We start from the raw sequence: 17,515 nt of genomic DNA, 5'->3' as shown, positions 1-17,515 counted from the left end.
CTAAAAGGGGTAAAAATATAATAGAATGAAAGTGTAAATGGATTTTTTTTAGTTATTTGCAGCTGTTAAAAATCCAGCTTACGATGAGTAGTTATTCAATCAAATCCTTAGAGCAATATTTTAAGGTTTACCGCAAATCAATCCGCAAGCCCAAAAAATTCTGGGCGAAAATAGCCGAGAATAATTTCACCTGGTACCGTAAATGGGATAAGGTGGTGGAATTTGATATGGAGAAGGCAGAATTCACCTGGTTCAGGAATGCCAAGCTCAATATCACCAAGAATTGTATCGACCGGCATCTGGCGAACAGGGGAGACGAGAATGCCATTATCTTTGAACCGAACAATCCTAATGAATCTGCCCGTTATTATACTTATAACCAGCTTTATGCCGAGGTATCCAAAATGGCCAATGTACTTCGTGAACAGGGAATTCAGAAAGGCGACAGGATCTGTATTTATCTGCCTATGATCCCTGAACTTGCTTTCAGTGTGCTGGCCTGTGCACGTATCGGAGCGATCCACTCAGTGGTGTTTGCCGGATTCTCTTCTAACGCACTGGCTACACGTATTAACGATTGTACCTGCAAACTTGTCATTACTGCGGATGGTGGCTTCCGGGGTGCCAAAACCATCGACCTGAAACGTATTGTGGACGAGGCTCTGGTTAAATCTCCCACCATAGAAAAAGTGTTGGTGGTAAAGCGTACCGGTCAGGAGATCGATATGAAGGAAGGGCGTGATATCTGGCTGCAACCGCTGCTGGATGAGGCGCCCGCTACCAGTAAGGCGGAGGTGATGGATGCCGAAGATCCCCTCTTTATCCTCTATACTTCCGGCTCGACCGGAAAACCGAAAGGAATGCTTCATACCACAGCAGGATATATGGTCTATACGGCCTACACCTTTAAGAATGTATTCAATTATATGCCGGGTGATGTCTATTGGTGTACGGCTGACATCGGATGGATTACCGGGCACTCTTATACCATTTATGGCCCGTTGCTCAATGGTGCGACTACCGTTATCTTTGAAGGAATTCCTTCTTTTCCTACCCATAGCCGTTTCTGGGAAGTGATCCAAAAGCATCAGGTGAATCAGTTCTATACGGCGCCCACCGCGATCCGTTCCCTGGCCAAAGAAAAGATTGAATATGTACGGGATTATCGTCTCGATTCTCTTAAGGTGATCGGCTCGGTCGGTGAACCTATCAATGAAGAGGCGTGGCACTGGTATAACGACCATGTGGGGAACAAACGGTGCCCCCTGATGGATACCTGGTGGCAGACCGAGACCGGCGGTATCGTGATATCGGCCATCCCTTTTGTCACGCCGACCAAGCCCACTTACGCCTCATTGCCCCTTCCCGGGATTAAACCGGTATTGATGGATGAATTGCGGAATGAAATCGAAGGTAATCAACAGATCGGAAACCTTTGTATCGAATATCCCTGGCCGGGCATAGCAAGGACGATCTGGGGAGATCATCAACGCTTTATCGATACCTATTTTAAAACATTTCCCGGTAAATATTTCTCCGGAGATGGTGCGCTGCGTGATGAAGTGGGCTATTATCGCATTACTGGCAGGGTGGATGATGTGATCATTGTCTCAGGCCATAATCTGGGAACTGCGCCCATTGAGGATGTGATCAACGAGCACCAGACGGTGGCCGAAAGTGCTATTGTGGGGTATCCGCATGATATCAAGGGGAATGCACTATACGGTTTCGTGGTATTGAAAGAGACCGGATTATGGCGTGATCGTCAGAACCTCGCCAAAGAGATCAACCAACTGATCTCCGACCAGATCGGTGCCATTGCCAAACTGGACAAGATACAATTTGTGACAGGGTTGCCAAAGACCCGTTCCGGGAAGATCATGCGGCGTATCCTCCGCAAGATTGCCGAAGGGGAACAATCTGACTTCGGAGATATCACCACCCTGGTTAATCCCGAAATTGTAGAAGAAATCAGCCGGGAGAGAGTATGACGAATTTCATGTCTGTAAGTAGGGTGTTAATCCTTTTTGTTATGGAGCTATTATTCTTCTTTCTCATTTTCTAAACCTAATTTCTTTAAGAAAGGGGCTAAATCTTTACCGTATCTACGTAGGTCTACACAAATATACCGGGCGTTTCCACTAGCGTCCTTCTCTATTGTTATGCCTGATATCCTTGCCGTATTCGTAACATATTTATTATCAGCCTGACAATCTACTGCAAAATTTCTATAAGTAAAAATAATTTTCAGGGATAGTCGTTGCTTCTTCCAAGACCTTTCGGTCTCTTCCGGGGATTTGTCGGTGTTTTAGTTGCGGAAGGAATCTACGTGGAAGGAAAGAGGATTTTATTAGAGAAACGGACGATCTATCTCGAAAAAAAACTAACTTTGTAACATTCGCATACTATAAACAAACATTCATTATGGTGACGGAAAAAATGCGAGGGCCGAAATCCTTAAAGCATACGATGTGCTGTTGAAGAAAGTTCAGGAAGAGAAATCGAATGTGCCCAAACAGGTCCAGGTCGAAAAGCAGAAACAAGAGACATTGTCAAAAGTGGCTGATTTTTCGGGTGAAAGTGTCGTGAAGAATATCAATGAATTGAAAGGATCACTCAATAACACACTGGATGAGCTCCTTCAGAACCTGGCAGGAGAATTTAAAAAACTGTTTTACCGTTAAATATCCTGTTTAATATCATTCGATAAATAATTATTAGGAATGATCGTATATTTCTGGTAACGGATGAGTGTTTTTTAGAAATGTGTGTATAATGAATTTTTTGCACCAATATAGAAAATTAAATTGAATTGAATTGTATGAAGAAGTATCTCTTAATCCTGTTTTCTCTTTTTATCGGATCGGCTGTTTTGTTTGCTGACCGCACAACTATTACCCTTGAGCAGGGATGGAAATTTACCCGTGACGATAATCCCAAAGCATCGGAGATTGTGTATGACGACAGTAACTGGCAGACAGTGCGTGTACCACACGACTGGGCAATATACGGTCCTTTCAGCAAGGAGAATGATATTCACCGGATGGCGATTGTGCAGGATGGGCAAACTACTGCCATCGAACATTATGGCAGGACCGGCGGCCTGCCTTTCACAGGGGTGGGATGGTACCGGAACACTTTTTCGATACCCGACTATTCGGAGGGTAAGAGGGTAGTGGTGCAATTTGATGGTGCCATGAGCAATGCCCGGGTATTTGTCAATGGGAAAGAGGCCGGTTATTGGCCCAACGGTTACAATACTTTTTATTTTGACATCACGGACTTAGTGCACAATGACGGGCAGGATAACCTGTTGGCGGTCCGTCTGGAGAATTTCGAAGAGCAGTCGCGCTGGTATCCGGGGGCAGGACTTTACCGTAATGTACATATTATCACGACCAACGAAACATATATTCCCATTTGGGGTACTTATGTCACTACTCCCGAAGTAAATCAGAAATTTGCACGGGTAAATGTGAAAACAAAAGTGGTCACTTCAGGAAAAGGAAATTACAGACTGGTGACAGAGATTAATGATGCCTCGTCGCGTGTTGTCGCTTCAGATGAAGCATTGTTGACCCCCTATGATCTTGGTGAAATTTCCCGGGATCTGTTTGTCGAAGATCCGTTACTGTGGGATATCAGGCAACCCAATATGTACCGGGTAGTTTCAAAATTATATAAAGATGGGATACTGATGGATGAGTATAGTACCCCGTTTGGTATCCGTACCCTTGAAATTGTGGCTGACGAAGGGTTTATCCTGAACGGCAGGAAAGTGAAGTTTCAAGGAGTTTGCCTGCATCACGATCTGGGACCGCTGGGAGCTGCGGTGAATGAAGCGGCTATCCGCAGGCAGATACGGATCATGCAGGATATGGGAGTGAATGCCATCCGCACCTCTCACAATATGCCCGCTCCGGAATATGTGCGTATTGCCGATGAAATGGGGATGATGCTGATGGTGGAAACTTTCGACGAGTGGGCTATCCCCAAGGTGAAAAACGGATATAATCGCTATTTTAACGAATGGGCCGAAAAGGATATTGTGAATGTCATCCATCATTATCGCAACAATCCCAGCGTGGTGATGTGGTGCATCGGTAACGAGGTGGAAGAGCAGAGTAACAAGCAAGGCGCCAGGGTGGCCCGTTTCCTGCAGGATATCTGCCACCGGGAAGATCCGACCCGTCCCGTGACCAATGGGATGGACCGTCCCGATAATGTGTTCTCCAATCACATGGCGGCTATGATGGATGTGCCCGGATTCAATTATCGTTCCTTCCGGTACCAGGAAGCCTATGAACGGTTGCCTCAGCAACTGGTGCTGGGAAGTGAAACCACTTCTGCCTTGAGTTCCCGCGGAGTCTATAAATTCCCGGTGGAGAGACGGTCAATGGCTATCTATGACGATCATCAGGCTTCATCTTATGATTTGGAACATGCAGGCTGGTCGAACCTTCCCGAAGACGATTTTATCCAGCATGACGACCTCCACTATACGATGGGCGAGTTTATATGGACTGGTTTTGATTATTTGGGAGAACCTACCCCTTATTACAGTGCATGGCCCAGCCATAGCTCGTTGTTCGGGGCCGTGGATCTGGCTGGTATACCCAAGGACCGGTTCTATCTCTATCGCAGTCACTGGAACAAGACGGAAGAGACATTGCATATCCTTCCCCATTGGAATTGGGAAGGTCGTGAGGGCGAGGTGACACCTGTTTTTGTCTATACCAATTATCCTTCGGCAGAATTGTTTATCAACGGAAAAAGCCAGGGAAAAAGGGCCAAGGATCTCTCCGTGCCGTTGGATGGAAGTTATACCGAAGAGGCGCAGAAAAGCCTTGAAAGGCAGAAGCGGTATCGCCTGATGTGGATGGACACCCGATATGAACCCGGGGTGGTGAAAGTGGTGGCTTATGATGATCAAGGAAATGCCGTGGCGGAGAAAGAAATCCGTACTGCGGGTAAGCCTCATGCGTTGGTGCTTGAGGCGGACCGTTCCAGCATCAATGCCGATGGCAAAGACCTGGCATTTATTACGGTATCGGTGGTAGATAAAGAGGGCAATCCCTGTCCCAATGTAAATGAATTGGTGCGATTCAATGTGAAGGGAGCGGGAAGCTATCGTGCAGGTGCCAATGGCGATGCAGCCAGTCTCGATCTTTTCCACCTGCCCCAAATGCACCTTTTCAACAGTAAGCTGGTAGCAGTCGTGGAATCAACGGAAAAGCCCGGTACGATAACGCTGGAAGCAACAGCCAAAGGATTGAGGAAAGCGGCTATAAATATCCAGACAAAATAAGCCCGTTTCGTGCAGGCTCATAAAACCGTAGGGTTACGTGGCAATGCTGCGTAACCCTACGGTTTATTAATCTCTTACGGTTTAATTCCCCGTCACTTTCGGTTCATAAATCTGCATGGACGATTTATTTCTTAATAATATCTGTCAACTTAACGGCCTGAAACGTCATGTGTGCTACACTACTTTCGTAGATGATACCAATAGTTTCCCTGTCGATCATCGTCAGGCATGAATAGCCCCATCCGTACTCTTCATCGAGCAGCAATTGATACTCTTCAGGGAAAGAGAGGCCGCCATCCAAGCTGGCCTTGATGGTGATCATATTCCGATTCTTGGTGGAATTCGGATTGGAGAAGAGTAAAATATCCCTGTTCAGTATATTCTCTTTGGCATCTACCTGTAGAAGGCTGGCCATGCAGACCGGTTCCTGCAATACTTTCCGGGATGAGGGATGCTCGCTCCATGTTTTTCCCAGGTCTTTGGTGGTTGAAACGGCACGGCTACCACCCCTGTTATCCCGCATGTTCAGCATCAATAAACCCGGTGCTATTTCGGCTACCTGCGCCTCGGTCGTATTGGAACGGGCAGGGGTGTGGATCTTCCATTTCTCACCATTGTCTTTGCTATACATGATGCCGGCAAAAGGAACGGCAGTGGAGTCGATGAATTGTATCGGGAAGACCAATGTGCCGTCCTGCATGGTGATGCCTCTTCCGGGGCCTTGCAGCAAAAGTCTCCACGACGGATCTTTCACCTGCCGGGTGATATTGATGGGATCGGACCAGCTCTTACCGTCGTCCGTACTTTTTGTGAGTACCAATTGCCCGGTTTCATGGATCTCCATGCCGGCTTGCGAGTTATGCCATGCCCGTCGGTTACCCATACCGTGTGTCCACAGTGCGATGACCCAGATCGTGCCGGTTTTCGTGTCGACCAATATGGCGGGATCTCCTGTGCCATTCTGCGCTTTCGGTAATCCCGCATATTCGCCAAATTGCAACGGAATGCGCATCTCTTCCCAGGATTGTCCCTTATCGGTGCTTCTGCTCAGTCCCACATCCACATATTCCTGCAGGTCGACACTGTTGTTGTAGCGCACATCATACACCGCCAGTAGTGAACCCTCATTGCTGGTCGCCAATCCCGGGATACGGTACGCCGCGGCGCCGTCGTCTCCCGCATGACGCACCCCGATACCCATGCGGTGGGGTGCCGGTTCACCCTGCTTCGCTACGGGAGCCTCTTTGCCATCGAGTAGGGCAGAAACAAACTCTACACCAACGGTAGAGAGTAGCGAGGTGTTCGGTTTCATCTGTAGGCTCACCCAGAAATAGTTGATGCCCGGAAACAGCTTATAGATGGGTGTAAAGACCACTTCGCCGGACGGAGATTCCACCTCATTCACTTTGATGGAATAGGAGGGTATCGCCTCGCGCGTTTTCCCTTGTGCATGATGGCTTGAAATATACTGCACCGGCCCATAATGAAAACTGTTCAATCGCTCCGGTGCTTCGGTACCGCCATAATAAAGCTTTACCGATGCTATCTCGCTTAGATCGGTCTCTTCGCCGAACCTGAGTGTAATCTCATCCAACACTTTTGACTCTCCGGCATCGATCCGGACATACATCAATACATTGTCCAATCTGTCGATTAAAACAGGAATCTTTGTCTGTTTTACATACACTGTATCTGTCGCGTGTATGGCGATGATAAAACAGGAAAATAAAAAACTTACAATAATTTTTTTCATTAAATAATGGGTTCTTTTACCGTAATAAGTTACCAGTCAACAAAACTACTGTAAAATTTCCATAAGCAAAAATTATTTTCCGGAGATACCCGTTATTTCTTCTTCAACCAGAACCGTTCGATCTCTTCCAGCGACTTTCCGGCAGTTTCCGGCATCAGCTTCCATACGATAAGCATATAGGGGATACACATGAATGCGAACAGGAAGAAGGTGCCTGCAGGTGTGGCGTTTTCCAGCATCCACGGGGTAAGCTGTCCGATCAGATAGGTTCCTACCCATAACGAGAATCCGGCAATGGACATGGCCAACCCCCTTACCCTGGTGGGATACATTTCTGAGAGGAAAACGAAGATCACCGCGCTGATGGAACCTGCTGTAAAGAAGATATAGGCCAGGAAGCATCCCAGCAAGAAGATACTTGACATGCCCAATGATGCACCTATCAGGAAATAAACACCAATCAGGATCAGCGATACAATCATACCCGAAACGCCGATATAGACCAGTTTCTTCCGGCCTACCTTGTCGATGATTAAAAGAGCGAGTACCGTGGTGCCCATATTGACCAATCCAATCAGCGACTGATAAAATAATGAGTCACCACTCGATAATCCGCTCGATTCAAAAATGGTCGGGCCATAATATAATACGGCGTTCACACCCATGAATTGTCCCAGTATGGCGATGGCGGAACCAATGAGTACTGCGCGGAAAATGCCGGGTGTAAACAAGAACTTCCAATCAGATTTCTCTTCAGATTGCAACATCTGTTTGGTTTCATTGACTTGGAAAGATACTTCAGCTGAGGTGGTATAAATTCGGGAGAATATCCCTGTCGCCATATTGTCCTTCCCTCTCACGATCAGCCAACGGGGGCTTTCGGGGATAAAAAAGATGATAATGAAAAACAGTATGGCAGGAATGGTCTCGACACCTAACATTCCGCGCCAGGCCTCAGTGCCGAAAATTTTGAGAAGTAAAGGGCTTTCGGATGAAAACTCCGCGGAGAAATTGAGCAGCCCCCAATTCGCCAGGTAGGCACCCAGAAAACCGGTCGTGACCGCAAGCTGGTAGAGTGAAACCATTCGTCCACGATGGGAAGCGGGTGAGATTTCTGAGATATAGAGCGGACTGACAATCGACACAATACCGATACCTATTCCTCCGACGATACGCCATATAACTAATTGATTAAAATCGAAGGCGACGGAGCATCCCAATGCGGAAGTGGTAAATAGTACCGCTGACAGCAGCATCGTTTTTTTACGTCCTATATAATCGCTCAACGCGCCGGCAAAAAGAACACCGCTTATTGAACCTACAAGTGCGCAGCCGACGTACCACCCACTCTGGAGTGTGGTAAGCCCAAACTGCCCCGTCACTTGTGACACCGTTCCCGAAATCACTGCGGTGTCGTATCCGAAGAGGAAACCACCTAACGCGGCGACCACCGAAAGAAAAATCACGTAATTGCTAATATTCTCTGTTTTCTGCATACCTGATTATAAATTAATATTCTATGAGCGTCATGCTACTTTTCTGTTAGCCGACATTGTTTTTTGTTTTATCATTTGACTTAAAGTATTTCTTCCGCCACCTGATTGAAATAGTCGATGGATTGTTTTATTTGCGGAAGGTTGTTCTCCCAGTCTGCTTCATATTCAATCGTAAAATAACCTTTGAAGTCTTGTTTTTTCAATTCTTCCATCATTCCTTTCACGTTGAGGATACCTTTTCCCCATATAACATCTTCGAGGTTTTGTTTTTCCCCCTGGGGTGCAATATCCTTGAAATGCAATGCCATGATCTTCCCGTCTAGTTGTTGCATAGAAACAATAGGATCCAGTCCCATTCTTTTGTAATGTCCCACATCCACACACGCTCCCAATAGAGCGCCCCTTCTGGAGATACTGCCAAGTAGTATCTCTGGATTCCAGTAAGAGCTTTCGCTCGGATGATTATGCACTGCTACTTTGATCTTATACTTTTTAGCCAGTTCTTCCACCACATCCCAATCTTCATGTGCCGGTTCAGCACTGATAAATTCTAAACCCATATTGCTGGCGAGTGAAAAGATATGTTCCCATTCTTCTCTTTCAGCTGTCCAAACACCTGTTGAGATAATCTTCACATTTCTCAGGGAGGCTTCTTCCTTCAGTTTATTTTGTTGTTCTTTACTAAGCTGATATCCAAATTGAGTTTCTCCAAACCCTTCCCCAAGTTTTTGTCCTGGGTAAATTTCGATAAATCGAACTCCCAGCTCCGCTGTTTTGTCTAATGACTCCATGACAGTAAACAAGTGAAAAGTGAATGATTGTATGGAAAGGTACCATCCTTGTTTTTCTGCTTTGGTTTCGTTGCTAATTTGCGCACATCCGTTATTAATCACAAGTGCACATAAGACGATAGATAGATTTTTTATTGTCTTCACGACGTTGGGTTTAATTATTTTGATACATATAAAGATATTTCATTAAAATATAATATCGGATGAAATAACAGTAATTCAGCGATTATTTTTTGTCTCATGAATATGGTGACCCCCGTCGGTAATACTATTGCCTAAAAAGACAATCCGGTCGTCATCCGAAAAAGGAGATAGAGTCTGACCTTGCAATGAGAAAGTCAAAAGAAAAAGAGATAATACAATTTTTGCTTTATTCATCACACAAGATTATGTTAGAGGAAATTATTGAAACGAAAATTTAAAAGTATCACTCTTTTTAGTTCCTGTTTTGTAAATGAGTGCCTCAGATACGTAAACTCTGGTACCTTCCGATTCAGGCCTTTTCTCTTCTTTTACAACTACTTTTACGGTATGTTCTCCCGGCTCCAGATTAAATGCGTGCCATAGGTTGACATGCCAGTGTTCTTGATTCCCATAGAAAGAGTATGTGTCAATGGTGCGATGAAGTGTTCCGTCTAAATAGATGTCCGCTTTGCCTCCATCTCTTACCCAATTACCATTCAAACATATGCCCGTACCTTCAAATGTAAATTCAAGTTCATCACCTGCTTTTTCTCCATATCTTGTTTGGTATACATTATTTGGTCCACCGGAGTGAATAGGCCAGTCATTTGTAAACTGCCATTTGTCAGTCTCGAAAATTGAAAATTTGTAGCTAAATAAATTATCGGGGAAAGAAACTTCTAATTCAGGGGCAATCGGAACCTCCCTTTTGATTTTGATTTCATCGCTGATAATTTCACCTCCTCTTTCTTTTACAAATTTCACAGCATATTGATATGTATTTTCGACTGCTTTATTAAATGTGTAATTGGTATTCACAAAAGTTGAATCGCCAATATTTGTGATACTTTCCCGCATATCTTGAGGGAAACTGGAGAGTCCGTTCATAACACCCAAGACTGCCATTGCATTTGATGGGTTACAGTCTGAATCTTGTCCGCAACGTGTAGTAATTTCCAAGGTCTTGTAATAATCCCCTTCTCCGTAAAGTAATCCAAGGACAATGTATGCTCCATTCAGTTTGGCGTCAATATTAAAATCTGTTCCCGAGCCACACACTTTTACATTACCCCATTTGTTCTCGAGTTCCTGCCATGTTTCCCGCCAATCGTTTGGATAATGCTCGTACAGCAAGATAACGTCTTTTATTATTCTGTGATAATCACTTTCAACAGGGATAGATTTCAGCGCGTGTTCCACAATGCTCAGAATATTGGACTCAAAAAATGCTTCAGCGTAAAGGGCAGCCACAAATACACCACCATAATAACCGTCACCATAGTTCATGATGTGTCCGACTTTGTCAGCTAATTCTACAGCTTGGTTGGGCATGCTGGGACACATGAAGCCGATATAGTCAGATTCAATCTGAAAATCGATATCATCGGCATGGAAATTATAATCAGGATGACCTGACATTGGAGGGAAAATACTGTCATAATAATTCTTTTGGGCTTGTGCATTGGCATGGAAAAGGCTAAATCCAGCCGTCGCCAATGATTTTTGGTATTCTTTTGCTGGGGCATCTACGCCATGTTTATCCATTGTCATCATAAACGACAACTGTACATAGAGGTCGTCCTGCCAAAGGCTTCCGTCAATATCATCGGGAGTCCAACGGATAGAATCTTCAAAAATATGTCCTTGTGCGACAAATTCTGTCGGAAATCCATAGGTCACACCAATCATCTTCCCTGCCCATCCACCGGCAATTTTATCTTTTAGAACTTCGATTGATATTGTCCTGTATTCTTTGTTTTCTGTTGTGCAAGAGATCCCGAAAAATAAAATCAGGATAAAAAATAAATACTTTTTCATATTTCAAAAATTAAGAGTGTAATAATTAATCTGCATTTTCACTAACTACAAAATGATAGTGTCCGGAATGTAAAGTAAAACTACCGTTTTCATTTCGTTGTAGGTCTTCTGTACCGGAAATAATATTATCTAAAAAAAGGGTAGCATTACAATTGACAGGAATAGTAAGGTTGAATTCAATCAAACTATTTATTCTTTTCCAGAAAGAAACAATCAATCCATTTGCGGAGTCATATTCAGCCTTAAAGCAATCCAATGTTTTTACAAAATGAGGTCTAATGACTGTTGAATGAAAACCCGGATTCCTTTCATCTATATTGATTCCCCCCAATGTCTTATAGAACCACGCGCTGATTTCTCCAAACATGATATGATTCCTGGAGAGTGTTTCTGTTTCAATTTTCCATGTTTCATATAGTGTTGTCGCTCCATTGGCTATCCACCATCCCCAGGATGGATAGGTTGTTTGTGTGGCTACTTCAAAGGCTAAGTCAACATAGCCATTGTCGCTCAGTGCTCCTAAAAGGGTTTTGGAGCCGAGTAACCCTACATCCAGGTGTTTGTGATCTGCTATTACGCGTTTGGCTAAGTTGTCGGCGACTTTTTGTGTCAGTTCATCCGGCACAATTCCCCAATAGAGAGGATTACTCAATTCAGCCTGGCTGCCTGTAGCATAAATTCCTTTCTCCTTGTCCAGGAACTTGTTATTAATAGCATTCTTGATTTTTTCTGCCAGTTTGTTGTATTTTATAACGTCTTGATCATGTCCCAGTAACTTTGCAGCTTTTGAGAGTATCAGCGCATCTTGATAATAATATATCGATATGAGTAACTCTTTATCAGCAATAGTCTTATAGGGAACCCAGTCACCTAATCCCCAGTCTGTAAGCCCGTCCGGACTTATGGATGTGACATAATCCAGAAAACGTTTCATGCTGGAGTAGTTCTCAGAAAGAGGGCGTGTGTCGCCATAGTATAGATACAATGTCCATGGAATAATAATCATTGAACTGGTCCAATCCACTCCATTTCCCCATGTGTAGCCCCATGTGGATGTCGGGATAATAGCGGGTAATACACCGTTCTCTAATTGGGCATCCCGATGGTCGGCTAACCATTTTTCATACACAGTGATGGCGTCGTAGTTAAATAGGGCGGCTTCCAGGGCAATGTGCGCATCCCCGGTCCAACCGTTCTTTTCCCTTTGGGGGCAATCAGTGGGATAGCCGTGTAGATTGGATAAATAAGAACGGTTGGTTGCTGCCCATATTTTGTTGACCAATTCATTGGAAGATTCTATTTTCCCTATAGGTCGCACATCACTGTTGATCCGATAGGCCATCAAGTTATTCGTGTTTAGTCTGACCGGTCTGTCGACTGTCACTTCGACATATTGAAATCCCTTGTAGTTAAAACGTGGTGTAAATTCTTCTATCCCTTCTCCTTTAAGAATGAAAATATCGGTTTGGAAAGGATCTATGCCATTTTTCTGATCGCTGTAAATATCGATGGTAGACTGATCTACCCGGTTATTTTTATCTATTGTCTCTCCATGTTTAAGCCGGAAAGTGGTTCCCCGTTCTCCTTGCACCCTGAATCTTGATATTCCGGCAATATTCTCGGGGAGCGTATAGAGATAGGTCGAGTCATTTATTTTTTCACATCCAAGATAGTAGAATTCGTCGGTGATCCGGATGGGATTTAGTGTCTGGGCGTTTATTATGCTTGAAGGGGCATTTGTTATGTTGGCATATTTCCATCCTTTGTCATTGTATTTGTTTGTGTTCCATCCAGATAATTCTTTCCGTGCATCATACTGTTCACCAGTATAGATGCTGTTGAAAATAATAGGACCCATTGCTGTTTTCCAACTGCTATCGGAATGCACTGCTTCGGAAGTTCCGTCTGCATACCGGATATCTACCTCCATGCAAAAGGAGGGTCTATTTCTCCATACGGCTTTATGAAAATCCCATTCCGACCACGATTGGTGGTTATACCATCCATTTCCCAAGATTATCCCGATCGTGTTATTGCCTTTTAGAATATTTGCGGTAATATCGTAAGTTACATATAAGTTACGTTTGTCAAACCGGGTGAACATAGGATTTAAGAGATCATCTCCGATTTTTTTGCCGTTGATATGCAATTCGAATAACCCGGCCGCTGCAATATATATGCGGGCAGATTCGACTGCTTTCTTCAAAGTGACCTCTTTACGGAAATAAGGTGCAGGCTGAACTACTGTATCTTGGCCGTCATTAATCCATTTTGCCTGCCAGGGTTCATTTAATTTACCTGTTTCAAAGAAGGCGGATTCTTGTGCGGTATTCTTATTTCCTTCACTATCCCAGATAGTTACTGTCCAGTAATAACGTGTTCTGGATTTTAGTTTTTTCCCGGTATATACTGCCAAATTCGTTCTACTTTCAATTTTCCCACTTTGCCAGACAATCTTATCTGTTTTTTCAGGAAAATGGACATCCTCGCTGACACGTATCTCATAAGCAGCCTGTTTGATATTACGCCTCTGATCATTCAACTTCCATGTGAAGCGGGGATTCTCGGCATCAATACCAATGGGATTGGTCAAATGTTCGCATGACAGACATTCCGGCACCAATATTTGTGCTTTGATTGTTTGTACGAACGACAGCGAAACGGCAATCAGGATAATTTTGCAGAAGATGCTTATCTGTTGTGTATAACGGGCAAAAAATATCTTATATACCAAATTCATATTAAACATATTAGTCATAACAGGTATATGGGTTGACTTATTTTTTTAATTTACGTTGAAGATTTAATAATTCTCTGTATCCAATGACAGTAATTCCTTCTTTGTGGATCAATTCTTTTGCGGCATCACTTGTAAAGAAAGCCAACTCTTTTACACGTGTTTCGGCTGAATGGGTAATCGATCGGATTTCATCACTGTCAGCAGAAGCGTGCACGAATATTTCAGTTACGCCAGGCTTCAAATTTTTAAGATAGTCCGTCCAGAATTGTTCTACATTCTCCGAAGTATAATTTTCAAATTCTTCGTAGATAAAATAATCTGGACAAATAAGCCCTTTTTCACGACATCGTTGTCTAAAGTCGGGGACCCCCATTAAATCCAGCGTGTTTTGTGATGCCATACGAAGCGGTAAATTAAATTCTTCGGCTAACTGGAGATAAATGTTCAGGTAATCGGCAGAATATTGGTATGTTCCCATATGGGAATCGATATGTGTAATGGGTATACCGCTATCCAGTGCTTTGTTAATTTGTGCCCTTCCCTCTATTAAAGCTTCTTCTATCATAGATGACGCATATACATCCGCTACCGTATGCCACATATATCCTTGTTTATCATATAATTTGGAGACCTGATCCCGTGGAGCAACGGTTCCCCATCGGTAATGCTCCCATTCGGAAGTGAGCGTAAGATGAACGCCAAAGCTTAGTTCAGGATTGTTTTTAGCAAAGAGGGCTATTTCATTAAACCACGGACAGGGAGTCATAATGGTTGTCGAACTAATCAATCCCTCTTTCATTCCTTGGATGGTGCCTACATTGGATGCATGGCACATTCCTGCATCATCATTGTTGATAATGAGTATTTTATCATATTTTTTATATCCTAATAACTCTGCTAAGGACTGTGCATTTCCTATGAATGAAACGGAGATAAAGATACACAGGGATAAAGCTGTTTTTTTCATATTGTATATATCTTCATACTATTTGTTATTCTCTGAAGACGCTGGCTTGAAATGTTTTGGAGTGTTGCAGATCCACAAGAATTCAAAACCCACTTCTTTCTGGTTTAGGATCTCTTGTCCAACGGCTTTTTCAAGTTCTTCTCTTGATTGGCTCCCCAATTCCAGGGGCAAAAACCATAAAGTGCCGTTCAGTTTGGGGCGGGTTAATTTCCCTTGCGGGATACGGGTTGAAAGGTGATCTACATAATCCTTGTAAGCATCATAATTGTTTTTTCTGCTTGAAAGTTCCACCGGCTGTCCGTCTATATCCTGAATGGTAAGTACGCTATACTCTTCCACGGGATTCATCAATGGATAATACCCCCAGTTGATGATTCCAGTGGCATACTCAGCAGCCAAATCAAGTTTTTGCTTCAACCAGTTGATCTCTGTAAAAGCCCATTTTCTGTCAAAATCTTTTTCCATTTGTAAAGCATGTGCCCAATCTTTTGCTTCTACCTGACCAGTCTCTACGTTCATCCAAAACTCTTTCCCTGCTTTTCTGCAAGCGTTGGCAAATGCTTGAAAGAATGGTTTCCGGTCTTCAAGGGTAAAGAAAGAGAGATGTTCGGCTCCGGAATCTTGTAACATTAAAATATCAATACCTGTCTCTTTCATTGTATGATACCACCACTCTTCATATATTTCCGGATTCAGGTACTTGAAACCCCGATAACCTTCTTTATCCAGCAGAAAAAATGGTGATATCGTCACCTTTGTGCCAGGAGAAATAGCTTTGGATTTATCCACTACGGATTTCCAAATAGTCCGCCAAAATAGTGATTGTTCCACATCCGATTGCTCCAAAGGATTAAGTTCATTATTGAGATACCAACCCCAAAAAGATGCGTGACTACCATATTTTTCATGGTATTCCTCCATATAATAATTACTTTGCCGTATCAGCTCTTCTGCAGTTTTTTTCTGATAAAGGTCTCCTCCTATCATATCTATGTCACACATTATCTTCATGTCCATTTCATCCGCAATGAAATAGATCAACTCCAGAATATCCGTTTCACTCGTTTCAACAGATGTCTTCCTTTTCTCGCTGGAGGTGCATGATACATAGATCAACAGGATGACCAAAGCAATAAAAACAGATTTAATATTCTCCATATGAGTTTTATATTGATAAACAGTTATTTTGAAATTTTTCACTTTAACCAAAAGATATCGATCCCGATTTTGTTATTTTTGGGGATTCCCAATGAATTCCAGTTTATACCCACTCCTTATTTCTCACTTTCTTTATCTATCGCCCATTGCATGTTTGCTGGAGCATTTACAATCCATAATATATCAAACCCTATTTCAGCCTGCTTCTCTATTTGAAACCGGATAGAATTCTCGAACTCCTGGATGGATAATCCACTGACTTCTGCGGGCAACCACCACAAGGTTCCTCTCATAATAGGTACAGGGCCTTGAGCCGGCTTTGGCATCACCAATTGCTGTTCATAGTAAGCTTTGTAAGATGCATAGCTGGCTTCTCTGGTCGCTATAGGGGTATTGTCAGACGGATAGGGCCCTACTGATGGGCCGGAAAACATATAAGGATAATATCCCCAATTGATAATATGTTCTCCATATTCTGCCGCTAATGCTAATTTTTGAGATAACCATTCAGTTTGGGTATAAACCCATTTCTGTGTATCTGTACGTTCCATGTTGATAGCTTCTTCCCAATCCTTTGCCGCAACTTCTCCTGACTCAACATTGATCCACAATTTACTTCCGGACTGGTCACAGGCATTTTTTAATGCTTGAAAAAAAGGTCGTCTATCTTCCAATGTGAAAAATCCAAGATGTTCTGCCCCTGAATCCTGTAGCATTAAAATGTTGATCCCCGTTTCCTTTAAGGTTTGAGCCCACCATTTTTCGTATTCGATTGGTTGTAGATATTCAAATCCCCTATATCCATTCTCATCCAACAGGAAAAAAGGTGAAATAGTTACTGTGCTATTTGGTGCTACTCTTTTACATTCCTGTACGGCAGCTTTCCAAACTCGACGCCAAAAAGGAGAAATAGTTTCCTCATCAGATTTGAGCGGATTCAGCTCGTTATTCAAATACCAACCCCAGAAAGATTTGTGATTGCCATAACGTTTATAATAGCGCTGTATAAAAATCTTATGTTGCTCCACCACATATTCCGGGTCATATTTTTGATATAAATCTCCACCATTCATGTTTAAGTCACTTATAACACGCATATTCTTCTCATCTGCAATTTTGTATATCAACTCTAACATATCGGTTTGATTTGTCTCTTCGGGTTCTACAATATTCGGTTCAGGATGGTCTGTTGTACATTTTGTACAAGAAACGATCAGGAATAAGATAATTAAAGAGGAAATGATTCTATAAAGATAGTGCATAATCAGTAAATCTTCAGGTGAAACGAGTCTTTTTTATTC

The 17,515-nt window shown here is 43.2% G+C and carries 11 protein-coding genes; 3 read left to right on the top strand and 8 right to left on the bottom strand.

Features of this window, described 5'->3' with window-relative positions:
* The first annotated feature begins 83 nt into the window (after positions 1-83).
* From acs to ABV001_RS16780, 3 genes are all read left to right on the top strand, one after another.
* A complete protein-coding gene (gene acs / locus ABV001_RS16790) occupies positions 84-1,991 on the top strand; it encodes an acetate--CoA ligase (RefSeq protein WP_352423868.1) in 1,908 nt (635 codons plus the stop codon).
* A 486-nt stretch (positions 1,992-2,477) separates the two neighbouring features.
* A complete protein-coding gene (locus ABV001_RS16785) occupies positions 2,478-2,684 on the top strand; it encodes a hypothetical protein (protein ID WP_352423867.1) in 207 nt (68 codons plus the stop codon).
* 137 nt (positions 2,685-2,821) lie between these two features.
* Positions 2,822-5,308 (top strand): glycoside hydrolase family 2 TIM barrel-domain containing protein, encoded by a 2,487-nt coding sequence (locus ABV001_RS16780; RefSeq protein WP_352423866.1) that lies wholly within the window; start codon positions 2,822-2,824, stop codon positions 5,306-5,308.
* Positions 5,309-5,432: 124 nt separating this feature from the next.
* Here the strand turns inward: ABV001_RS16780 and ABV001_RS16775 are convergent, their stop codons facing one another.
* The 8 genes from ABV001_RS16775 to ABV001_RS16740 form a co-directional block, all read right to left on the bottom strand.
* Entirely contained in the window at positions 5,433-7,061 is a 1,629-nt protein-coding gene (locus ABV001_RS16775; RefSeq protein WP_352423865.1) for a BNR-repeat neuraminidase N-terminal domain-containing protein, read from the bottom strand.
* 92 nt (positions 7,062-7,153) lie between these two features.
* Positions 7,154-8,557, bottom strand: a complete 1,404-nt coding sequence (locus ABV001_RS16770) for a sugar porter family MFS transporter (RefSeq protein ID WP_352423864.1) — start codon at positions 8,555-8,557, stop codon at positions 7,154-7,156.
* 80 nt (positions 8,558-8,637) lie between these two features.
* Entirely contained in the window at positions 8,638-9,492 is an 855-nt protein-coding gene (locus ABV001_RS16765) for a sugar phosphate isomerase/epimerase family protein (protein WP_352423863.1), read from the bottom strand.
* 258 nt (positions 9,493-9,750) lie between these two features.
* Positions 9,751-11,349 (bottom strand): ADP-ribosylglycohydrolase family protein, encoded by a 1,599-nt coding sequence (locus tag ABV001_RS16760; RefSeq protein WP_352423862.1) that lies wholly within the window; start codon positions 11,347-11,349, stop codon positions 9,751-9,753.
* A 25-nt stretch (positions 11,350-11,374) separates the two neighbouring features.
* Complete coding sequence (locus ABV001_RS16755; protein ID WP_352423861.1) at positions 11,375-14,089, bottom strand: alpha-L-rhamnosidase; 2,715 nt, start codon at positions 14,087-14,089, stop codon at positions 11,375-11,377.
* Between the two features lie 37 nt (positions 14,090-14,126).
* Positions 14,127-15,056 carry a polysaccharide deacetylase family protein gene (locus ABV001_RS16750; RefSeq protein WP_352423860.1) on the bottom strand — a complete coding sequence of 310 codons (930 nt, stop codon included), beginning with the start codon at positions 15,054-15,056 and terminating at the stop codon, positions 14,127-14,129.
* 18 nt (positions 15,057-15,074) lie between these two features.
* Positions 15,075-16,256, bottom strand: coding sequence for a DUF4434 domain-containing protein (locus tag ABV001_RS16745; RefSeq protein WP_352423859.1), 1,182 nt, complete (start codon positions 16,254-16,256; stop codon positions 15,075-15,077).
* 74 nt (positions 16,257-16,330) lie between these two features.
* On the bottom strand, positions 16,331-17,476 hold the full coding sequence (locus ABV001_RS16740) for a DUF4434 domain-containing protein (RefSeq protein ID WP_352423858.1): 1,146 nt from the start codon (positions 17,474-17,476) through the stop codon (positions 16,331-16,333).
* Positions 17,477-17,515 lie beyond the last annotated feature (39 nt).

Origin of the sequence: Proteiniphilum sp. (assembly GCF_040307845.1) — a bacterium.
Lineage (GTDB): Bacteria > Bacteroidota > Bacteroidia > Bacteroidales > Dysgonomonadaceae > Proteiniphilum.
The sequence above is the reverse complement of the archived record's forward strand: the minus strand, read 5'-3'. Positions and strand labels throughout refer to the sequence as shown.

Coding starts and splice junctions, on each gene's coding strand:
- acs (WP_352423868.1), top strand. CDS start 84: ATGAGTAGTTATTCAATCAAATCCTTAGAGCAATATTTTAAGGTTTAC.
- ABV001_RS16780 (WP_352423866.1), top strand. CDS start 2,822: ATGAAGAAGTATCTCTTAATCCTGTTTTCTCTTTTTATCGGATCGGCT.
- ABV001_RS16775 (WP_352423865.1), bottom strand. CDS start 7,061: ATGAAAAAAATTATTGTAAGTTTTTTATTTTCCTGTTTTATCATCGCC.
- ABV001_RS16770 (WP_352423864.1), bottom strand. CDS start 8,557: ATGCAGAAAACAGAGAATATTAGCAATTACGTGATTTTTCTTTCGGTG.
- ABV001_RS16760 (WP_352423862.1), bottom strand. CDS start 11,349: ATGAAAAAGTATTTATTTTTTATCCTGATTTTATTTTTCGGGATCTCT.
- ABV001_RS16755 (WP_352423861.1), bottom strand. CDS start 14,089: ATGAATTTGGTATATAAGATATTTTTTGCCCGTTATACACAACAGATA.
- ABV001_RS16750 (WP_352423860.1), bottom strand. CDS start 15,056: ATGAAAAAAACAGCTTTATCCCTGTGTATCTTTATCTCCGTTTCATTC.
- ABV001_RS16740 (WP_352423858.1), bottom strand. CDS start 17,476: ATGCACTATCTTTATAGAATCATTTCCTCTTTAATTATCTTATTCCTG.